We start from the raw sequence: 18,783 nt of genomic DNA, 5'->3' as shown, positions 1-18,783 counted from the left end.
ATCGAGTGCGCCCCCAGCCCGCACCGCCGCAGATCGCACGCGATGCGCGCATTCTCGGCCGTTTTGCGGCAATGGCGCAAAAGACCCCCGACGCAATCGCGTGCAGCGCCGCGCATCGCAGCCTCAGCTACGACGCCTTGCAGACCGCGTCGGCCCGTTTCGCGAGCCATTTGCTGCAATCGGGTCTGCGGCAGGCGCAACCGGTCGCGATCTGGGCGGATCGCACGCCGGAAATGATCCTCGCCGTTCTGGGGGTCATGCGGGCAGGCGGCTGCGTTGTCCCGATCGACCCGCGCCATCCGCGCGCGCGTATTGACGCGATCCTGCGCGACGCAGAGCCGCTGGCGCTCTTTGCGGCGGACCCGGCGGCGGCATCGGCGGCGGGCGTTGATCCGGCATGGATCAGACCGATCCGGCCCGATGACTTGCCGGATGTCGATGCCGATCTGCCCCTGCCCGCGCCCGAAGATGCAAGCTATATCCTGTACACTTCCGGCACGACCGGGGTGCCAAAAGGGGTCGTTCAGACCCACGCGATGCTGGACAATCTGATCGGCTGGCAGCTTTCACAACCGGGTACTCCAAAGCGCGTCCTGCAATTTGCCTCACTCGCGTTTGATGTCGCCTTTCAGGAGATTTTCTCGGCGATTTGCGGCGGCGCAACGCTTGTTCTGATGCCGGTGGAGGCGCAGCGCGATGTCGCCAATTTAGGCCAGTTCCTGCAAGATCACCGAATTGAAAGGGCGTTCCTGCCTGCAGCGGTACTGCATGTGCTACAGGCCCCCGGACGCCGTCAGATCCACCTGCTTGCTGCGAGATCATCACGGCGGGCGAGGCGCTGAAATTGACCGATGCGCTCAGGGCCACGCTCACGGCCCTTGGTGGCACACGGATCTGCAATCAATACGGTCCCAGCGAAACCCATGTCGTGAGCCAGCAGGTGATTGGCTTGGACACCGCAAAGCGCGTTCCCGTCGATGCGCCCATCGGCAGCCCGATTGCCAATACGACGCTGCGCGTTCTCGACAGCGCGCTCACCCCCGTGCCGACAGGGGTCGCCGGCGAGCTCTACATCGGGGGGCCGGGCCTTGCCCAAGGGTATCTCAACCGTCACGACCTGACGGCGGCGCGTTTCATCGACGACCCGTTCGCGGATCGGCCCGGCGCACGGCTTTTCCGGTCCGGTGATCTGGTCCGACGGGATGCCGACGGGGTGCTGCATTTTCTCGGGCGCATCGACGATCAGGTGAAAATCCGCGGCTACCGGGTGGAGCCGGGCGAGGTCGAAAGCGTCCTGCGCGCGCAGGAAGGTGTGCGCGACGCGGCCGTGATCGTGCGCGACAAGCCTGCCGGGCAGCTCGCGCTTGTGGCCTATTGCGTGACGGGCGTGCCAGTTGCGGCGCTGCGCGACACGCTGGCCGCCCTTTTGCCGTCCTACATGTGCCCGCAGGAAATCGTGGTGCTGGACCGCCTGCCCCTGAACACCAGCGGCAAAGTGGATCGCCGCGCGCTGCCTGACCCCGATTGGCAGACCGCGCAGGACTTCGTGGCGCCCGTGACACCGACCGAGACGACGCTCTGCGAAATCTGGTCGCGGACGCTGGGCGTGCCGCGCATCGGCGCGCTGGACGATTTTTTCGCAAACGGCGGACATTCCCTGCTGGCCGCGCGCATATTGCATCTGATCAACGCGGAGCTGGGCTGCGATCTGGGCCTGTCCACCCTGCTGGGCAATCCCGTGCTGCGCGATCTGGCGCGCCAGATCGACCGGTGCGCGCCTTCCGCCGCGCCGTCTCCCGCCCCGCAGATTACCGCCGATCCGGAGAACCGACACGCGCCGTTTCCCCTCACCGACATCCAGCAAGCCTATCTTGTGGGGCGCGACGAAAGCCTGAGCCTTGGCGGCGTCTCCGCCCATTCCTACACCGAGTTGCGGATCGCCGAATTCGATGTGCTGCGGTTCGAGGCCGCGCTGAACGCCGTCATCGCCCGCCACGACATGCTGCGCGCCGTTTTTGCGCCGGACGGGACGCAGCGGGTGCTTGCCGATGTGCCCGCCTACCGGATTGCCGTGCACAGCGTCACAGATCCCTCGCAAGCGGCAGCGCGCGCCGCGTTGGATGCGCAACGCGCGCGCCTGTCGCATCAGGTTCTCGATGCGCAAACTTGGCCCCTCTTCGGGTTCGAGGTCACCGCCCTGCCGGACGGGAACAGCCACCTGCACATCAGCCTGGACGCGCTGATCGTGGACGCGGCAAGCACGTCACTGCTGATGACAGAACTTGTCGGTCTCTACGAGGATCCGAACCTCGACCTCGACGCGCCCGGCGTTACCTTCCGCGACTATGTCCTCGCCGACCGCGCCCTGCGGGCATCGGAAAGCTATGCGAAAGCGATGGCCTATTGGATGGACCGGTTTGAAGATCTGCCGACCGGCCCCGATCTGCCGCTGCTGTGCCAGCCCGACTCCATCGAGAAACCGGTGTTCCACCGTCAGGACCATTGCATCGAAAAACCGGTATGGAACGCGATCAAGGACAATGCGGGCCGCCACAAGGTCACCGCGTCGGGGATGCTCCTGGCCGCGTTCTGCACGGTGCTTGGCCGTTACGCCCAGAACAGGGATTTCAGCCTGTCACTGCCGCTTTTCAACCGTCAGCCGTTGCATCCCGACATCAATGCGGTGATCGGTGATTTTTCATCTGTTCTGCTGTTTCGGTCGCACCTCGATGCAGGCGGCACCTTTGCCGAATACGCCACCGCGGTGCAGGCCGCGCTTTGGCAGGATATGGATCACACGCAAGTGTCGGGGATCGAGGTGATGCGGGCGCTGGCGCGCCGCGCAGACCAACCACCGCAGGGGCTCCCGGTGGTGTTCAACTCCACCCTGACCGAATTGCAGACACCCGCGCCCGCGCGCGCCGCCGACCGGCAGTTTCGGGCGACAAATGTGCATACGATCACCCAGACGCCGCAGGTCTGGCTTGACCATACGATCATTGAGGAAGACGGCGCGCTGTTTTTCAACTGGGACAGCATCGACGGGCTCTTCCCGCCTGGCATGGTCGAGGACATGTTTGCGGCCTATTGCGACCTGCTGGAAGCCTTGGCGCGGCCTGCGTTCTGGTCAGAGGCAGGGCAATCGGTCTTTCCCGCCGCACCGGATGTGCCGACGTTGCCGCAGGCAGGCGCGACGCTGGACGCGCTTTTTGTCGGGCAGGCAGGGCGCACGCCCGATCGCGACGCGATCATCACATCCGCGCGCCGCCTGAGCTATGAAACCCTGCTGACAGAAGCGCAGACCCTTGCCGCCCGCCTGCAGGAGGCCGGCGTGCGGCGGGGTGACCGCGTGGCCGTGCTGATGCCGGTCAGGTGGGAGCAAACAGTTGCCGTGCTGGGCTGCCTGATGGCCGGTGGCGCCTATGTGCCGATCGACGCGGATTTTCCCGACGCACGTGTCACCGCCTTGCTGACCCGCACCCGCGCCAGTGTGGTTGTGACCAGCCCGGCAACGCCGCGCGTGCCCTCCGGCACCTCTGTCCCGGTGATCGAGGTTTTGCCGTATCCAGCCCCGCGGACGCCCGCGCCTGTGGCAGTCAGCGACACTGATCTGGCCTACGTGATCTTCACCTCCGGATCGACGGGCGAGCCCAAGGGCGTGATGATCGATCACGGCGGGGCGACAAACACCCTGCACGACATCAATGCCCGCATCGGGCTGACCGCGCAGGACCGCATCCTCGGCGTCTCTGCCCTGAACTTCGATCTGTCGGTCTACGACATCTTTGGGCCGCTGAGCGTGGGGGCCGCGCTGGTGCTGCCCGACGCCGAAAAGCGCCGCGATCCCGTTCATTGGCGCGCGCTGATCCGCGCCCATGACGTCACGATCTGGAACGCTGTGCCCGCGCTGAGCGGCCTGCTGGTCGAGGATTGGCAGGCCACCGACGATCCGTTGCCGCTGCGCTGTGCGATGATGTCGGGGGACTGGATCCCGCTTGCCCTGCCCGGCGCACTGCGACGGGCCGCGCCAGAGATCACGATATGGAGCCTTGGCGGCGCGACCGAGGCCTCGATCTGGTCCATCGGGTATCCTGTCACGGAGGTCCCCGACGACTGGACCAGCATCCCCTACGGCACCGCGCTGGAAGGGCAAAGCGTTCACGTGCTTGACCACCGGCTTGCCCCGCGCCCACCGCATGTGGCCGGAGAGATCTACATCGGCGGGCGCGGCCTCGCGCTGGGGTATTGGGAAGATCCCGAACGCACCCAAGACGCGTTTGTGAACCACCCAGTCACCGGCGCGCGGCTTTACCGGACGGGTGATCTGGGCCGGGCCATGCCGGACGGGACTATCGAATTTCTGGGCCGACGCGACAGTCAGGTCAAGCTGCAGGGCTACCGGATCGAGCTTGGCGGCATTGAAAAGGCGCTCGAACGTCATCCGGGCGTGACGGCCGCAGCGGTACGCATTGTCGGCGCGGCGATGGCGCAGAAACGCCTTGCGGCCTACGTGGTGGGCGCGCGGGATGCGGTGCGCGGCGCCGACCTGCGCGACCATCTTGCGGGGATCCTTCCCAGCTACGAAATTCCGTCGTCGTTTACCTGGCTCGACGCGCTACCGCTTTCCGCAAATGGCAAGGTGGACCGCGCAAAACTGCCCGATCCTGTTGACAGCGGCAGCCTGTCCGACACGGCGTTTACGATTGGCGGCAGCGTCGAACGCGACATCGCCGGGATCGTGTTGCGCACGCTGGGTCAGGAAAAGATCGACCCGCACGCGAACCTTCTGTCGCTGGGGGCCAGTTCGCTCGACATCGTGCGCATCAGCAATGCAGTCGCCGCCGCCCATGGGTTCCGACCGCCACTGGCGCGTTTCATGCGCAGCCCGACCCTCGCCGCGCTGATCACCCTTTGGCGCGACAGTGCCGCCGTTCAGGAAGCGCCGCCGTCGCAGGGCGCACCCGATCCGTCCGACGGCAACACCATCGAGGATGAGACAGCCCGCGCGGCGTTCAAGGCAGCGCAGAAGGGTCTGCGCGAGATCGACGGTCCGCGCGCCCGACTGCCTTTCAGTGCACACCCCCCGCGCAAGACAGATTTGTCGCAAACCGGTCCGTGCGCGATTTTGCGCACACGCCGGTCGCTCTGCCACAACTTTCGGATATGCTCTCGGCCTTGATGCAAAACCCCGCGCCGGACGGTCCGCGATTTCAATACGCCTCCGCAGGCGGGCTGTATCCGGTTCAGACCTACCTCTATGTCAAACAGGGCCGGATCGACGGCATCGCGCCGGGAAGCTATTACCTGCACCCGCGTGAGCGCACATTGATCCGGCTCGACAGCGACGCGACGCTCGACGGTGACAGCTACGATTATTTCGTCAACAGACCAACGTACGAGCGGGCGGCATTCGCGGTGTTCTTTGTTGCGGATATGTCCGCGATCACGCCGATATACGGGGCGGCCAGCCGCGATATGGTTCTTCTTGAGACCGGTCAGATGGCCCAGCACCTGACCAGCCGCGCGGGCGAGGTCGGGCTGGGCCTGTGCGGCATCGGCAATCTTGAGAAAAACCGCGTCGCGGACCTCTTTGATCTGGGGGCCGCGCATCAGCTGATCTATTCCATGCTGGGTGGCGTGGCGCCCGGGCCGATGGCACCCGCGTCCGATGCGTACAACGACGACACCGAAGAGTTTGACATATGACACCGCAGGCGCTGCTGAACCGGCTCGATACCCTTGGTGCGACGGTCACGACCGACGGCACATCGCTGAACGTCAAGGCTGCGAAAGGTGTGATCACGCAGGATCTGCTGGGTCAGATCAAGGCGCAGAAACAGGCCCTGATCGCCGCATTGTCACGGCCAACCGCAAGGATTTTTCCCCAGTCGTTCAATCAGGCCCAACTGTGGTTTCTGCATCGGCTCGATCCCGGCTCGGCGATGTACAACAACCCGATGGCACTGCGCCTTGACGGCCCGCTGGACCACGAAGCCCTTGGGGCGGCTTTTGACGCGTTGCTGCGGCGGCACGCAATCCTGCGCACCACGTTCCTCGATCACGCGGGAGAGCCCGCGCAAAAGGTATTTGATGGGCCAATTTGCGCACTCAGCGTCAGGGTGGTGGAAGATCCCGCCGACTGCAACACGCTGATCGAACGTCACGCGACCCGCGCCTTCGACCTCGAGAACGACGCAGGCGTGCGGCTCGACCTGCTGCAACTTGGCCCGCAAGAACACGTGCTGTTGCTGAACGTGCACCACATCTGCGCCGATGGCTGGTCGGTGGGGATCCTGCTCAACGAGCTGCTGGAAGGCTACACAGCCCGGAGCGCGGGCCGTGCGCCCGATCTGGCCCCGCTTGCGGTGCAATATGCGGATTTTGCGCTCATGCAGCGCCGCCGTTTCGGACCGCAGGAGATGAAGCGGAAAACCGATTATTGGGCCGACCATCTGCGCGGCATCCCGCACCTGCTGAACCTGCCCACCGACAGGCCCCGCCCCGCCGCACAAAGCCACGCGGGCGCGCATCTGCACAAGCACCTCGGTGCCGCGCTTTCGGCAGAGATCAACGCGCTCGCCCGGACCACGGGCGCGACCGGGTTTGCGGTGTTTCTCGCCGTTCATGCCATCGTGATGGGCCGTCTGAGCGGGCAGGAAGATATCTGCATCGGCACCTCGCTGGCCGGGCGCGACGACATCACGCTTGAGCCGCTGATCGGCCATTTCATCAACACAGTCGCGCTGCGGATCACCCTCGACGCAAACCCGACCTTTGCGGATCTGGTGCGCGCGGTGCAGCAGACGGTTCTGGGGGCGATGGAGCATCAGGACCTGCCGTTCGACCGCGTTGTCGAAGCGATCAACCCCGTGCGCAGTGCCGGGCACGCGCCGCTGTTCCAGACCATGCTCATCTACCAGAACACACCCAAGGCCAAGGCGCGCGACATGGGCGCGCTGCGCCTCACACCCGTAGACACCGACAGCGCGACCGCAAAATACGATCTAACGGTCGAGGTGTTCGAGACCGACGGCGGCTTTACCCTTGGCGCCGAATACTGCACCGATCTGTTTGAGGCGGAGAGCGTCGCGGACTGGCTCGATCAATTTGGTGTGGTGCTGCGCGCCGCAACGGCGGCACCTGATACTCCAATCAACGGACTGCCGTTTGACGTGCCCGGCCCGTTGGTGGGGTCGGCCCACGCGCTTGACCCGGATTTGACGCTGGATGGCTGGTTTGACCGCACGGCCCGCCTCTCACCGGCACGCGGCGCAGTGCGGGACGAGACGCGCAGCCTGTCCTACGCAGACCTCGGCGCGCGCGCGTCGGCACTGGCGGGGGTGCTTGCCGCACGGGGCTGCGTCACGGGTGCGACAGTGGCCCTGATGTTGGATCCCGATCTCGACTACGTCGTGGCGATGCTGGCGGTGCTCAAGACAGGCTGCGCCTTTGTGCCCGTCGATCCGCGCACGCCGCAGGCCCGGCTGCGCCACGTTCTGAGCGATGCGGGCGTCGCTCTGGTATTCGCGCGGGAACCCGACACCGATGCCCTGCGCGCCACTGGGTTCACGGGGCCGATCCTGGCCCCTGACGCGCCAACCGGGGGGCAGCGCATCGAGGTCAGCGCGGATCACGGCGGCAACGATATCGCGGCGGTGATCTATACTTCCGGGTCCACCGGGACGCCAAAAGGCAACCGCGTGCGCCACGCGAGCCTCGTCAATCTCATCGATTGGACGCAGCGGCAGTTCTCAATCGACGGCAACGTCGTTCAGAAAAGCGCGATCGGATTTGATGCGAGCCTGTGGGAATTCCTCTGGCCCCTGCTGGGCGGGCACGGGTTGCGGATCGTGCAGGGGGCGGCGCGCGCGGATCCCAGCCTGCTGGGCGCGCATTTGCAGGACACACCCGTTGCCGTTGTGCAATTCGTGCCCGCCACCCTACGGCTGTTTCTCGACGGGCTCACTGACGCCGGGCCGCCGGGCCTGTCCCACATCTTTTGCGGCGGTGGCGAGTTGACGCGCGAATTGGCCGAGGATCTGCGGCGCAAGCTGCCCGGTGTCACGCTCGTGAATGTCTACGGTGTGAGCGAATGCGCGGTCGATTCCGTTTTCCATGTGCAGGGTCCGCAGGACGCCTTCGGCGATGTCATCCCGATCGGCCGGCCCATCGCCAATACCACAATCCTGCTGCTTGACGAAAAAGGCAGGCCCGTCCCGCGCGGTGCAGTCGGCGAGATCTGCATTGGCGGTGCGGGCGTTGGCGCGGGCTACATAAACCATCCCAGCGCGGCCTTTACCGAAACGCTGGCCGGACTTCCGGGGCCGTGGTTCTGCAGCGGGGATCTTGCCCGACTGAACGCCAGCGGGCGCCTTGAGTTTGTCGGCCGCAGGGATTTCCAGATCAAGCTGAACGGCTTTCGGATCGAGCCGGGAGATGTGGAAAGCAGCCTCATGCGGGTGGGCTGTTCCGGGGCGCTTGTCACGGTGTGGGAGGATACGCTGGTCGCTTACGTCACGGGGCACGGTGATCCTGCGGCGATCAAACCGGCACTGGCCGACCTGCTGCCGGGCTACATGATCCCTGCAATCATCTGTCCGCTCGATGCCTTTCCGCTCAACGCATCTGGCAAGGTCAATCGCGCGGCCCTGCCGCCGCCCACCAGTGCCACGCCGTCGAATGCCGTCAACCAGAGCACACCGCGCGACGCCACCGAAATGACGCTTTATAACATCTGGCAAAGCGTTCTGCTGCATCCGGGCATCGGCATTCGCGACAATTTCTTTGACATCGGCGGCTCGTCGATCGCGGCGATCAAGCTGCTGCACAAACTGCGGGAGACGACGGGCCGTCAGCTGACCCTGCGCGACGTGATATCGAACCCCACAATCGAGGCATTGGCAGCCCTGCTGCGCGATGGAACCGATGCCACCGGGGGCGAAGACGCCTTGATCCGCTTTCGCAGGGGCGCGGGGGAGGTCAACGTGGTCTGCGTGCATCCCGCGGGCGGCACCGCGTTCTGCTATCTGTCACTGGCCAGGGCGCTGGCCTCGGAAATAGGTGTCTACGGTCTGCAATCGCCCGGTCTGAACCCCGGCGAGGCGCTCTCGCCCACGGTCGAAACCATGGCCGCGCACTACCTGACCGAGATTGCGGATCTGCTGGATGCGCCGCTGGTCATCACCGGGCTATCCTTTGGCGGGCTGGTTGCCCATGAAATGGGTCGGGTACTGTGCGACGGGGGCAAGCGGGACGTTTCGGTCGTTCTACTCGACACCCAAGGGACCGACGATGTCACCCTGCGGCAGCGTATCGACGTGGTAGATATGACCGAGTTCCGCGAAAAGCTGGTGCGTTTCAACGGAACCTATCCGGGGATAAGCGACGCGCAGATCGAGCGTTATTTCACCGTCTACAACCACAATCGGCTGAGCGTTCGCGACTATGACGTGCCCTTAAGCGCCGCGCGCACGGTGTTCATTCAGGCACTGAGCGATCTGCCCCGTTCGTTCCTGCATGAGGTGCGCCGCTATTGGCGCGGGCGCACGACGGGGGATCTGACCGCGCGCCTTGTGCGCGGGGATCACTGGGACATGCTTGAAACGCAGGAGCTGCGCATCGTCACCCGATTGATCACCCGTGAGACAGACCGCCTCACCGGCGCACCGGAGAAAGGATCGTGATGGCCGAGACTTCTCTGTTCGACGCGTTTGCCAGGCAGGCGACACGCACGCCGGATCTGACCGCGCTGGAGGATGGCGCCATCTGTCTGTCCTACGCCGAGCTTTTGGCGCGGGTGCAAAGCTGCGCCGCCGGGCTTGCCGCGCGCGGGGTGCAGCCGGGCAATCACGTTGCGATCTTGCTGCCGCGCTCCTGGCGGCTGGTCGTGGCGACGCTGGCGATCCTGCGCTGTGGCGCGGTGGTGGTACCGCTCGACCCCCAAAGCCCGCATGGCCGACTACAGCAGATGATCGCGACGGGAGCCTGCGGGCTGGTCGTGACAGCGCGCGCGGACATCGCGTTTGGCGACACGCCCGTGGTCCGCGTCGACGATCTGAGCGTCACCGGGACGCCCGCGCCGCCGAGGGTGGCGATGACGCGCGATGATCCGGCATTCGTGTTTTTCACCTCCGGCTCCACGGGCACGCCAAAAGCGGTTGTCGTCCCGCAGCGCGCGGTACTGCGATTGGGCCAGCAGGGCTATACCCCCCTGTCGCCGGGACGCAGGTTCGCGAGCCTGTCAAATCCCGCGTTCGATGCCATCAATTTTGACATATGGGCCCCGCTGTTGACCGGGGGGGTCTGTGTGATCATCGCGCCCGAGGACGCCGCAGAGTTTCCACGCATCGCCAAGGCGCTGACGGATGCGCGGATAGAGACGCTGTTTCTGACGGTCGCGCTGTTCAATGCAATCGTTGCGACGATGCCCGCCGCCTTCAGCACGCTCAAGACCGTTTTGATCGGTGGAGAACGGATCAGCACCCGCACGGTGATGCAGTGGTACGACGATAACCCCGCGTCGGAGTGCGTGATCCACAATGTCTATGGCCCGACTGAATGTGCCACCTTCTCGCTTTGCTGTGCGATCGGTCGCGACAATACCCGCGCCGACGCGCCCATCGGACGCCCGCTGCCGGGTACGCGCGTGCATATCGAGGCCGCGACAGGCGAGCTGTGGATCGGCGGCGACGCGGTCGGGTTGGGGTACTACGGCCAGCCCGACCTCACCGCCGCCGCCTTTGTGCGGCACGAAGGGCAGATCCACTACCGCACCGGCGACCGGGTCACGCTGAACGACGACGGGACGGTGCATTTTGTGGGGCGCATCGGACGGCAGGCCAAGATCCGGGGGTTCCGCGTCGAGCCGGGCGAGATCGAGACAACGCTGGAACGCCACCCCGCCATCAGCCAGGCCTATGTCCATGTACACACGTCCGAGGACGCCCCGGCGCAGTTGCACGGTTACCTGATCGTGAGCGACGCGCTCTCCTATGCCGCGCTCAGGGATTTCATGCAGCATGAATTGCCCACCTACATGGTGCCGCATCTGCTGTTCCGGGTCGCTGCGTTTCCAATGAACGCGAATGGCAAAGTGGATGCGGCGGCGCTTGCGGCCACCGCGCCGGACGCCTGGAAACCGGAGGCGTCGGATACGCCGGAAGGGCCTGACCTTGCGGCCCTGTTGGCGCTCGCGGCAACCCTGCTGGAGCGTCAGGACCTGACGGGGAACGACACCTTTCTCACCGGGGGGGCGACAGCCTGCGCGCACAGCTTTTCAAGCATGCGCTAGAACGGGACAGCGCGATGACGCTGGACCTTCAGGATATCCTGAGCCGCCCGTTCCGCGATCTTCCGGGTTTGATGCGGCCCATGGATGCCGTCCCCGACGCCATCTCTTTCGCGGAACGCACCCGCGCCCCCGCGAGCAGCGAGCAAAGACGGCTATGGCTCGATGCGCAGCATCATCCGCACAGCCGTGCCTACAGCGTGCCGCTGATCTATGATCTGCGCGGGCCGGTGGACGCGGACCGTCTGTCGCACGCTTTCACCGCGACTTTCGCGGCCCATCCGGCCTTTTCCACCGCGCTGGTTGAGGCCGACGGTGCGCTGTGGCAGGTGCAAAGACCGCGCAGCAATTGCCGGTTTCACGCCTATTCATCCGGGCAGATCATCGCACAGACCTGCGAGGCGCAGACGCAGGCTATTTTTGCGGAGCCTTTCGATCTGGCAAGTGCTGCGCTCTGTCAGGTCTACTGGATGCCCTTTGAGGAAACCGCCGGACGTCTGGTGATCCACGCCCATCACGTGCTGTTTGACGGCTGGTCGCTCAATCTCTTTCTCGACGAGGTCTCGCAACGCTACAACGATCCCGACTTTGAGCCGGAGGCGCCACATCTTGACATGGCGGGCTTTGCCGCATGGCAGGACCACGCCGCACGGACCGAGGAACAGCGCGCACAGCGCGCGCGGCTGGGACAGATCTGGACCGATACAGCGCCGCCCGAGCCGCCACTGACAACGCTGCGCGCGCAGGAGCCCTCAAGCGCACGCACCTACAGCCGTGATCTGGCGGCGGCGCAGCTAAGCCCCTTGCATCTGATGGCGCAATCGCGCGGGGTCACGCCCTTTCACCTCTTTACGATGGTGTGTGGCTGGGCGTTCTCGCAGGTCACCGGGCAGCGGCGTTTCAACATCGCCAGCCCCACCAGCAACAGACAGCGCGCGGATAGCGACGCAACCATCGGCATGATGGCCAACACGGTGATTTTCCCGGTCTCGCTGGAGCCTGACCAGACACGTGCCGCCTGCGTGGATGGCCACCACGAGGTCTGGGCGCGGGTGATGGGCTGCGCGGACGTGCCGCTCGAACATCTTTACGTGCAATGCGGGATTGAGGACGCGCGCGACAAGCTACGCTTTGACTGCCTGTTCGTGATGGAGAACACCGACTACGCACGCCTCGCACTGGCGGGGGTTTCGGCACGCTTCAGCCATCCCGCGCGCGTGGCCCCGAAAGCCGCGATTGTTGTCTTTGTGACGCCCACCGAAACCGGCGCCACCCTGCACGCCGAAATCGACGACTCCCGGTTTTCACCGGAGGATGCCACGCGCTTCATGGATGCCTTTGCCGCCGGTCTGGTGGGCCTTGCAGATCCGCAGAGCCCTTGCGCCGCCCTGACAGAGCCGCCGACGGCCGTGCTGCACGGGCCGGAGCAGTCGCTGGAGACAACGACCGTCGCGGGGCTGCTGCGCGCGCAGGCCGACAGGACACCCCACTCCATCGCACTGCGTGACGCGGATAAGACGCTGACCTACGCCCGGCTGATGGCGCGGGCAAATGCGCTGTCCCACTGGTTCAGCACGCGGATCGTGTCACAAGAGGCGCCCGTTGTCGCCCTTTTGACCGATGGCGGTCCCGAACACGTGATCGCAATCGTCGCATTGGCACAGATCAACGCGACCATCCTGCCGCTCGACCCAGACCTGCCAACTGCAAAACTGGAGAACATCGTCGCGCAAGCCCGGCCCGCGCTCATACTTGGGGCGCGCGCGGATGCCCCACCGGCGCTGGGCGGCCAGCCGATTGTCCTGTTTCCCGAACTTGAAGAGCGCGCGGAGTTCACGCCCAGCCACGCGGGCAATCCGCTTTATCTGCTGTTTACCTCCGGCTCGACAGGCACCCCCAAAGGCGTCCGGGTTTGGGACGAAAGCCTGTGCAATCTGCTGCAATGGCAAACGGAATACGATGGGCTGCACGGCCCCGCACGCACCCAACAATTTTCGCGGCTGTCTTTCGATGTCAGCTTTCAGGAGATCCTGACCACCCTTACCACCGGCGGCACCCTTACCTTGATGCCCCCGGATCTGCGCCACGATGCCGAGGGCATCCTGTGTCTGATGCGCGACACCCGTGCTCAGCGCATCTTTTTGCCGTTTGTGGCGCTCAAGCTGTTGGCAGAGACAGCTCTGACGGCCGATCAGGTGCTGCCCGATCTTCGGCAGGTGATCTCGGCGGGCGAAACGCTTGCGTGCACGGGGGCGCTGCGCGACTGGTTCGGGCGCATGCCCGACGCGCGGCTTATCAATCACTATGGTCCCACCGAAACGCACGTCATTGCCAGCCATCACCTGCCCGCAGATCCCGATACCTGGCCAGACGTCGCCCCGATCGGCCTTCCGATTTCGAATTGCCGTTTCAACATCGCGCAGCCAAGCGGTGAGTTGCGCGTCGCGGGTCCCTTCATCCGGCCATGCTACCTCGATCCCGCGCAGAACGATGCCCGCTTCCGGCAGGACGATGGTCCGCAGTATCTGACCGGCGACCGGGTCGCCCTGCTGCGCAATGACCGGCTGATCTGCCTCGGCAGGCTGGACGACCAGATCAAGATCTCCGGCCACCGCATCGAGCGGCAGGAGATCGAAACCATTTTGAATCGCCATCCCGATGTCGCCCTCGCCGCCGTCACCCTCTCTGCCGAAGGGCATCCCGTAGCCTTTGTAGAGCCATCGCGCGCCCTGCCGGATGTGGATAGCCTGAACGCCTGTCTGGCGGCGGAGCTTCCGGCGGCTGTTCGGCTCAAACAGGTGGTGCGCATCACTGAATGGCCGCGCACGGCCACGGGCAAGATCGACCGCAGGGCGCTGGCGCTTCCTGAACCTGTGGCGCGCGATACGCCCCCGTTTGAGGCCCCGGAGAGCGATATCGACACGCTTTGCCACATCTTCCAGCGCGTCGTGGGGCGGAGTATCGCGCCCACGCAGACGTTTTGGGCCGCGGGGGCCAACAGCCTTGATCTGATGCGCTACCGCAACGCGGTGCAACAGGCGTTGTCGTGCCGGATCGCGGTTGCCGATTTGTTTGGCAAGGGCACGACGCCCAAACGTCTGGCGCGGATGCTGCGCGGCGATCAAGACCATACACCACAGACGCCCCCGCCTGCGGCCGGCCCCAAATCCGACGAAATCGCCATCATCGGTATCGCGGTCGATTTGCCGGGGGCGCGGGACAGTGCGGAATTTGCCGCGATGATCGTGCAGAACCTGACAGGGGTCGAGACCTTCAGCGCGCAGCCCGGCAAGATCGGCGCGCGCAGTCAATTGGCCGCGCCATTGGGATTTGATCCGGGCTATTTCGGCATTTCCCCGCAGGAGGCCGTTCTGATGGACCCGCAGCAGCGGCATTTGTTGATGAATGCGGTGCAGGTTCTCGGCGATGCGGGGCTTGATCCCCAGCGCAGCCCGCGCAGCATCGGGGTGATCGCCAGCTGCGGCGAGAATACCTATTTTCAGGATATGCTGCGCAACGGCGATCCCGACGGCATCCCCGATCCGTTTCAGATGGCCCTGCACCATGACAAGGATTTTGCGGCCACAAAGCTCGCCTACCGTCTTGGGCTGACGGGGCCTGCGCTGACCGTTCAGGCCGCCTGCGGCAGCTCGTTGATCGGGGTGCATACGGCGGCGGGCATGCTGCGCCAGGGCGATTGCGACGTGATGCTGGTCGGCGCGAGCCTCGTCGATCCGACGCTGGGCGATGGCTACACCTGGCGCGCCAACCACATCTTTTCAAAGGACGGGAGCTGCCGCCCTTTCGATGCGCAGGCAAGCGGCACCATCGGCGCGAGCGGCGTATGTTTCGTGGCCCTCGCACCGTTGTCGCAGGCCTTGGCGGATGGTCATCGCATCTACGCAACGCTTGCGGGCTCGGCGATCAACAACGATGGCCGGGACAAGATGAGCTACACCGCCCCCTCCGCCACCGGTCAGCGGGCGGCCCTCTCCCAGGCGCTGAGCGCGGCGGGGTTGGAGGGGGCAGACGTCGGCTATATCGAGGCGCATGGCACCGGCACGCCTCTGGGCGACCCGATCGAGATCGACGCCATCGACGCGGTCTATGGTCAGCGCGACGACCCTCTGCACGTCAGCTCGCTCAAAAGTCAGATCGGTCACCTGGGCGCTGCGGCGGGGCTGGCGGGGCTGATCCGCGCAACGCTGGCAATCCGGCAACGGGTCACGCCGCCCAACCTTCATTTCGACACCGCCAACCCCGAGCTTAACCTGGCAGAGCGTCGGATTGACATTCCGGCGACCGCGCAGCCTTGGAGCGCGCCGACAAGGCGCGCGGGCATCAGCAGTTTCGGGATCGGCGGCACAAACGCACACGCGATTATTGCGCAATTTCACCCCGCGGCGCCCCGGCCCGAAGCGCCCGCGCCTCAGGCGCTGTTGATCTCGGCCCACTGCCCGAAAACCCTGCGCCGCTGGGCCGGGCAGATTGCCGATTACCTCGATACCTTCCCCGAACGCGCCGCCGGGGCGATGCAGTTCCTGAGGTTCGGGGCGCCCCTGCGCGCCTGCCGCGCCGCCTTTGTCTGGACCGATGTGGACGACGCCGTGGCCCGGCTGCGCAGCATCGACGACCAGACGCCACCGAAAGAATCGAACGCCGCCGCGCGGCTCTGTCAGAAATGGCTGGACGGCCGCGGCGCGCGGGAACCTGCGCCCGCCTCCCCCGCGCCCTTTGGCTTTCCGGTCTACCCGTTCGATATCGCCCCGTTTGATTTCAAACGCCGCCCTGCGACGCCCGCTCCGGCGCACGGCTCGGGTCGGCGCGATCCGGCGGAGTGGTTTTTGCAACCTTTCTGGGCGCCGCTCGGTCCGCCGACCGCACCACCGGACACCGCTGCCGTGGCGATCGTTCTGCGCGACCCGGCAACCGATCTGTCAAAGCTGCGCGGCTATGTCCGCGTCATCACGCTCGAGATCTCGGAAACAGCCGCACGTCTTTCAGACGATCATTTCCGCACGACAGCGCAGGCGCAGGATCTGACCGACATCGCCCGGCAGATCGTGGCGCAAAAACTGCCCGGGCGGATCGACATCCTCAACGCGCTACCGCTCGAAATCGGCGCGGGCATCGCTGGCGCGGACCGCGCGTTTGCGCAGCTTGCCTGTCTGGATGTGATGCCGGGGCTTGTGGCGCTGGCGCGTGGGCTTGAACGGGATGAGGTCCGCTTGATCCACCTGTCGCAAGGAGGGGCTTCGGCTGCGACCGGGCGCATGACGCATCCGCTCACCAACCTGCTCTGCGGGCCTTGCGAAGTCCTGCCGACCGAGACAGGTCTGCCCGTCCATTGGTTGGACCTACAGCCCGGAACCCGTGACCGGCTGCCCGACTGTCTGCACGCGCCCACGCTCCCGGAAGGACGCAGCGCATTTGCCCACGGACAGCTTTGGGAACGCCGACGCGCACCGCTGCCTCGGGTCACACAGCCGACCACCCTGCCGCGTCGCGCCGTGGTTATCGGCGGCACCGGCGGGATCGGGCGCAATATATGCAAGGCGCTGCTCGGCGCGGGGACGTCGCGGATCGACATTCTCGCACGTGATCCCAAACTGCCCACCAATCTTTCCGCGTTCTCGGATAGCATCACGCTGCATGCGCTCGATCTGTGTGCGGACCGCGTTGTCTGGCCCGCCTTCGATAGCCCCGTCGATACAGTGATATTTGCCGCCGGTGTCGGCAGCTACGCGCCCACAGCCTCCCGCGATGCGGCACAGATGCGCGCCCGCAACCGCGTCAAGATCGACGGCGCGGCCCACGTCGAGACGTTGCTGCGCGAACTCCAACCGCAGCGGGTGATCTACTGCTCTTCCATGGCCGCCGAGATGGGCGGCAACGGGCAGCTTGATTACGCCGCTGTCAACGGACTGCTCGACGCGATGGCGCATTACGACGATCCGCAGGCGCCCGAGGTCCGCCGACTGACCCTGAATTGGGACATCTGGTCGCAAAGCGGGATGGCCGTTAACGCCCTTGCAAGGGATGCGCAGCACCGGGCACATCTTGAGGTGGGTCTGACGGACGAAGAGGGCCGCGCGACCTTCGTTCAAGCGCTGCGGCACGGGTGCCCGCAAGTGCTGATCTCGACGCTGGATCTGACGGAGGCGCGGCAATTCTACGCCCCCGCCCCGATCGCCGCACGGGCGTCGGCTGCGCGGCAAAGCCCGCTGGATCTGATTGTGGCAACGGTTGCGGATTTGCTGGATATCGAAAATCCGGACATCGATATCGCGATGGCGGATATCGGTGTCGATTCACTCATGATGATCGACCTGCTGGAAAGTCTGCGGGCACAGTTTGACACCGTGCCCGACCTTTCGGCGATCGCGCCGGACGCGTCCATTGCAGATCTCGCAGAACTGATGCAGCCGGTCAGCCCCACAGCCGCGCCCATCGACACGCTGCGCGCCGTTTTTGCGCGCACGCTTGGCGTCTCGGACGTCGCGGCGGACGACACGATGCTGGCGCTTTGTATCGATTCCCTGCACGCCATCGACCTGATTGAAAACATTGACGCGGAGTTTGGCACGCCCCTCAGCGTCAATGATTTTTCCGAGGAACGGACCGTCGCCGACGTGCTGCGCCGCATCGCAGACGACAGGCCACCCCCCGCAGCGCTGCCCCCGGTTACGGTCGAGCGCTGGCGCGCGGGGGCCTCTGGGCGCATTGTCTGCTTTGTGCATCCGGTAGGGGGAGAGACGGCATGCTACAAGCCGCTTTTGCAACGGATCGCGCCCGATGTGACCGTGCTTGCCATCGCCGACCCAAAACTGCGGGCGATGGATCCCGGCGCCCAACCGCTCGCGTCGCAGGCTGCCGCCTATCTGGCAGCACTCAAAGAGCAATTGGGCACAGATATCGCGTCGGTCGAGCTTGTCGGCTGGTCCTACGGCGGTTGGCTGGCGCAGGAAATGGCGGTGCAGGCCGAGGCCGACGGCACCTGTGTCGCACATGTCGCGATGATTGATCCGCCGGATCCCGACAGCGGAGAACGGATCGGTCGCATCGACCGCGCGGAAATCCAGGATGCGTTTCTGTTTGAGCTGGCGCCGCGCCTGTCTTCCGCTGCGCGACCCGGCCGACCGCTGGAGACGCAGATCGCGCCCGAACTGCAAAACCAGCTTGACCGGCTGGTGACCTGCTGCGCGCTGAACATGCAGGCGATGCAGACCCACCGGCCCCGGTGTCTGCGCCGCACGCAGGCCAGCGTCTTTGTCGCCGATACCGCGGCTGCGGGTTTGTTGGTCACCCCCGTGGACGCGCACGCGCATCTTGACCGCTGGCGGTCCCTGCTCGAAGTGCCGCGCTACAGCGTGTCGCTGCCTTCGGATCACTACTCCATTTTGCAGGCACCGGCGGTAGACCAGATTGCAAAATACCTGTTTGGTTAGACCGCGCCACACGGCCCGCGTGAAACCTTTGCCGCGCGGCGCTCGTAA

General features: G+C 65.4%; 6 protein-coding genes. All 6 read left to right on the top strand.

Annotated elements, in window-relative coordinates; all coding sequences use genetic code 11:
- The first annotated feature begins 71 nt into the window (after positions 1–71).
- Genes KDD17_RS01635 through KDD17_RS01610 form a run of 6 tightly spaced genes read left to right on the top strand, consistent with a single transcriptional unit; the run spans position 72 to position 18,735 of the window.
- Positions 72–842, top strand: coding sequence for an AMP-binding protein (locus KDD17_RS01635; RefSeq protein ID WP_254796858.1), 771 nt, complete (start codon positions 72–74; stop codon positions 840–842).
- 2 nt (positions 843–844) lie between these two features.
- A complete protein-coding gene (locus KDD17_RS01630) occupies positions 845–5,179 on the top strand; it encodes a non-ribosomal peptide synthetase (protein WP_212704988.1) in 4,335 nt (1,444 codons plus the stop codon).
- Positions 5,164–5,706 carry a SagB/ThcOx family dehydrogenase gene (locus KDD17_RS01625; RefSeq protein ID WP_254796857.1) on the top strand — a complete coding sequence of 181 codons (543 nt, stop codon included), beginning with the start codon at positions 5,164–5,166 and terminating at the stop codon, positions 5,704–5,706. The genes KDD17_RS01630 and KDD17_RS01625 overlap by 16 nt, the downstream gene beginning before the upstream one ends.
- Positions 5,703–9,683, top strand: coding sequence for a non-ribosomal peptide synthetase (locus tag KDD17_RS01620; protein ID WP_212704986.1), 3,981 nt, complete (start codon positions 5,703–5,705; stop codon positions 9,681–9,683). Before KDD17_RS01625 ends, KDD17_RS01620 begins: the two co-directional genes overlap by 4 nt.
- Positions 9,683–11,290 carry an amino acid adenylation domain-containing protein gene (locus KDD17_RS01615; protein ID WP_212704985.1) on the top strand — a complete coding sequence of 536 codons (1,608 nt, stop codon included), beginning with the start codon at positions 9,683–9,685 and terminating at the stop codon, positions 11,288–11,290. The genes KDD17_RS01620 and KDD17_RS01615 overlap by 1 nt, the downstream gene beginning before the upstream one ends.
- 14 nt (positions 11,291–11,304) lie before the next feature.
- Positions 11,305–18,735, top strand: a complete 7,431-nt coding sequence (locus KDD17_RS01610) for an AMP-binding protein (RefSeq protein WP_212704984.1) — start codon at positions 11,305–11,307, stop codon at positions 18,733–18,735.
- The last annotated feature ends 48 nt before the right edge of the window (positions 18,736–18,783 follow it).

It is taken from the genome of Sulfitobacter albidus, from assembly GCF_018200035.1.
In the GTDB taxonomy this organism is placed as follows: domain Bacteria; phylum Pseudomonadota; class Alphaproteobacteria; order Rhodobacterales; family Rhodobacteraceae; genus Sulfitobacter; species Sulfitobacter albidus.
This window is presented reverse-complemented; position numbering and strand designations above follow the sequence as displayed.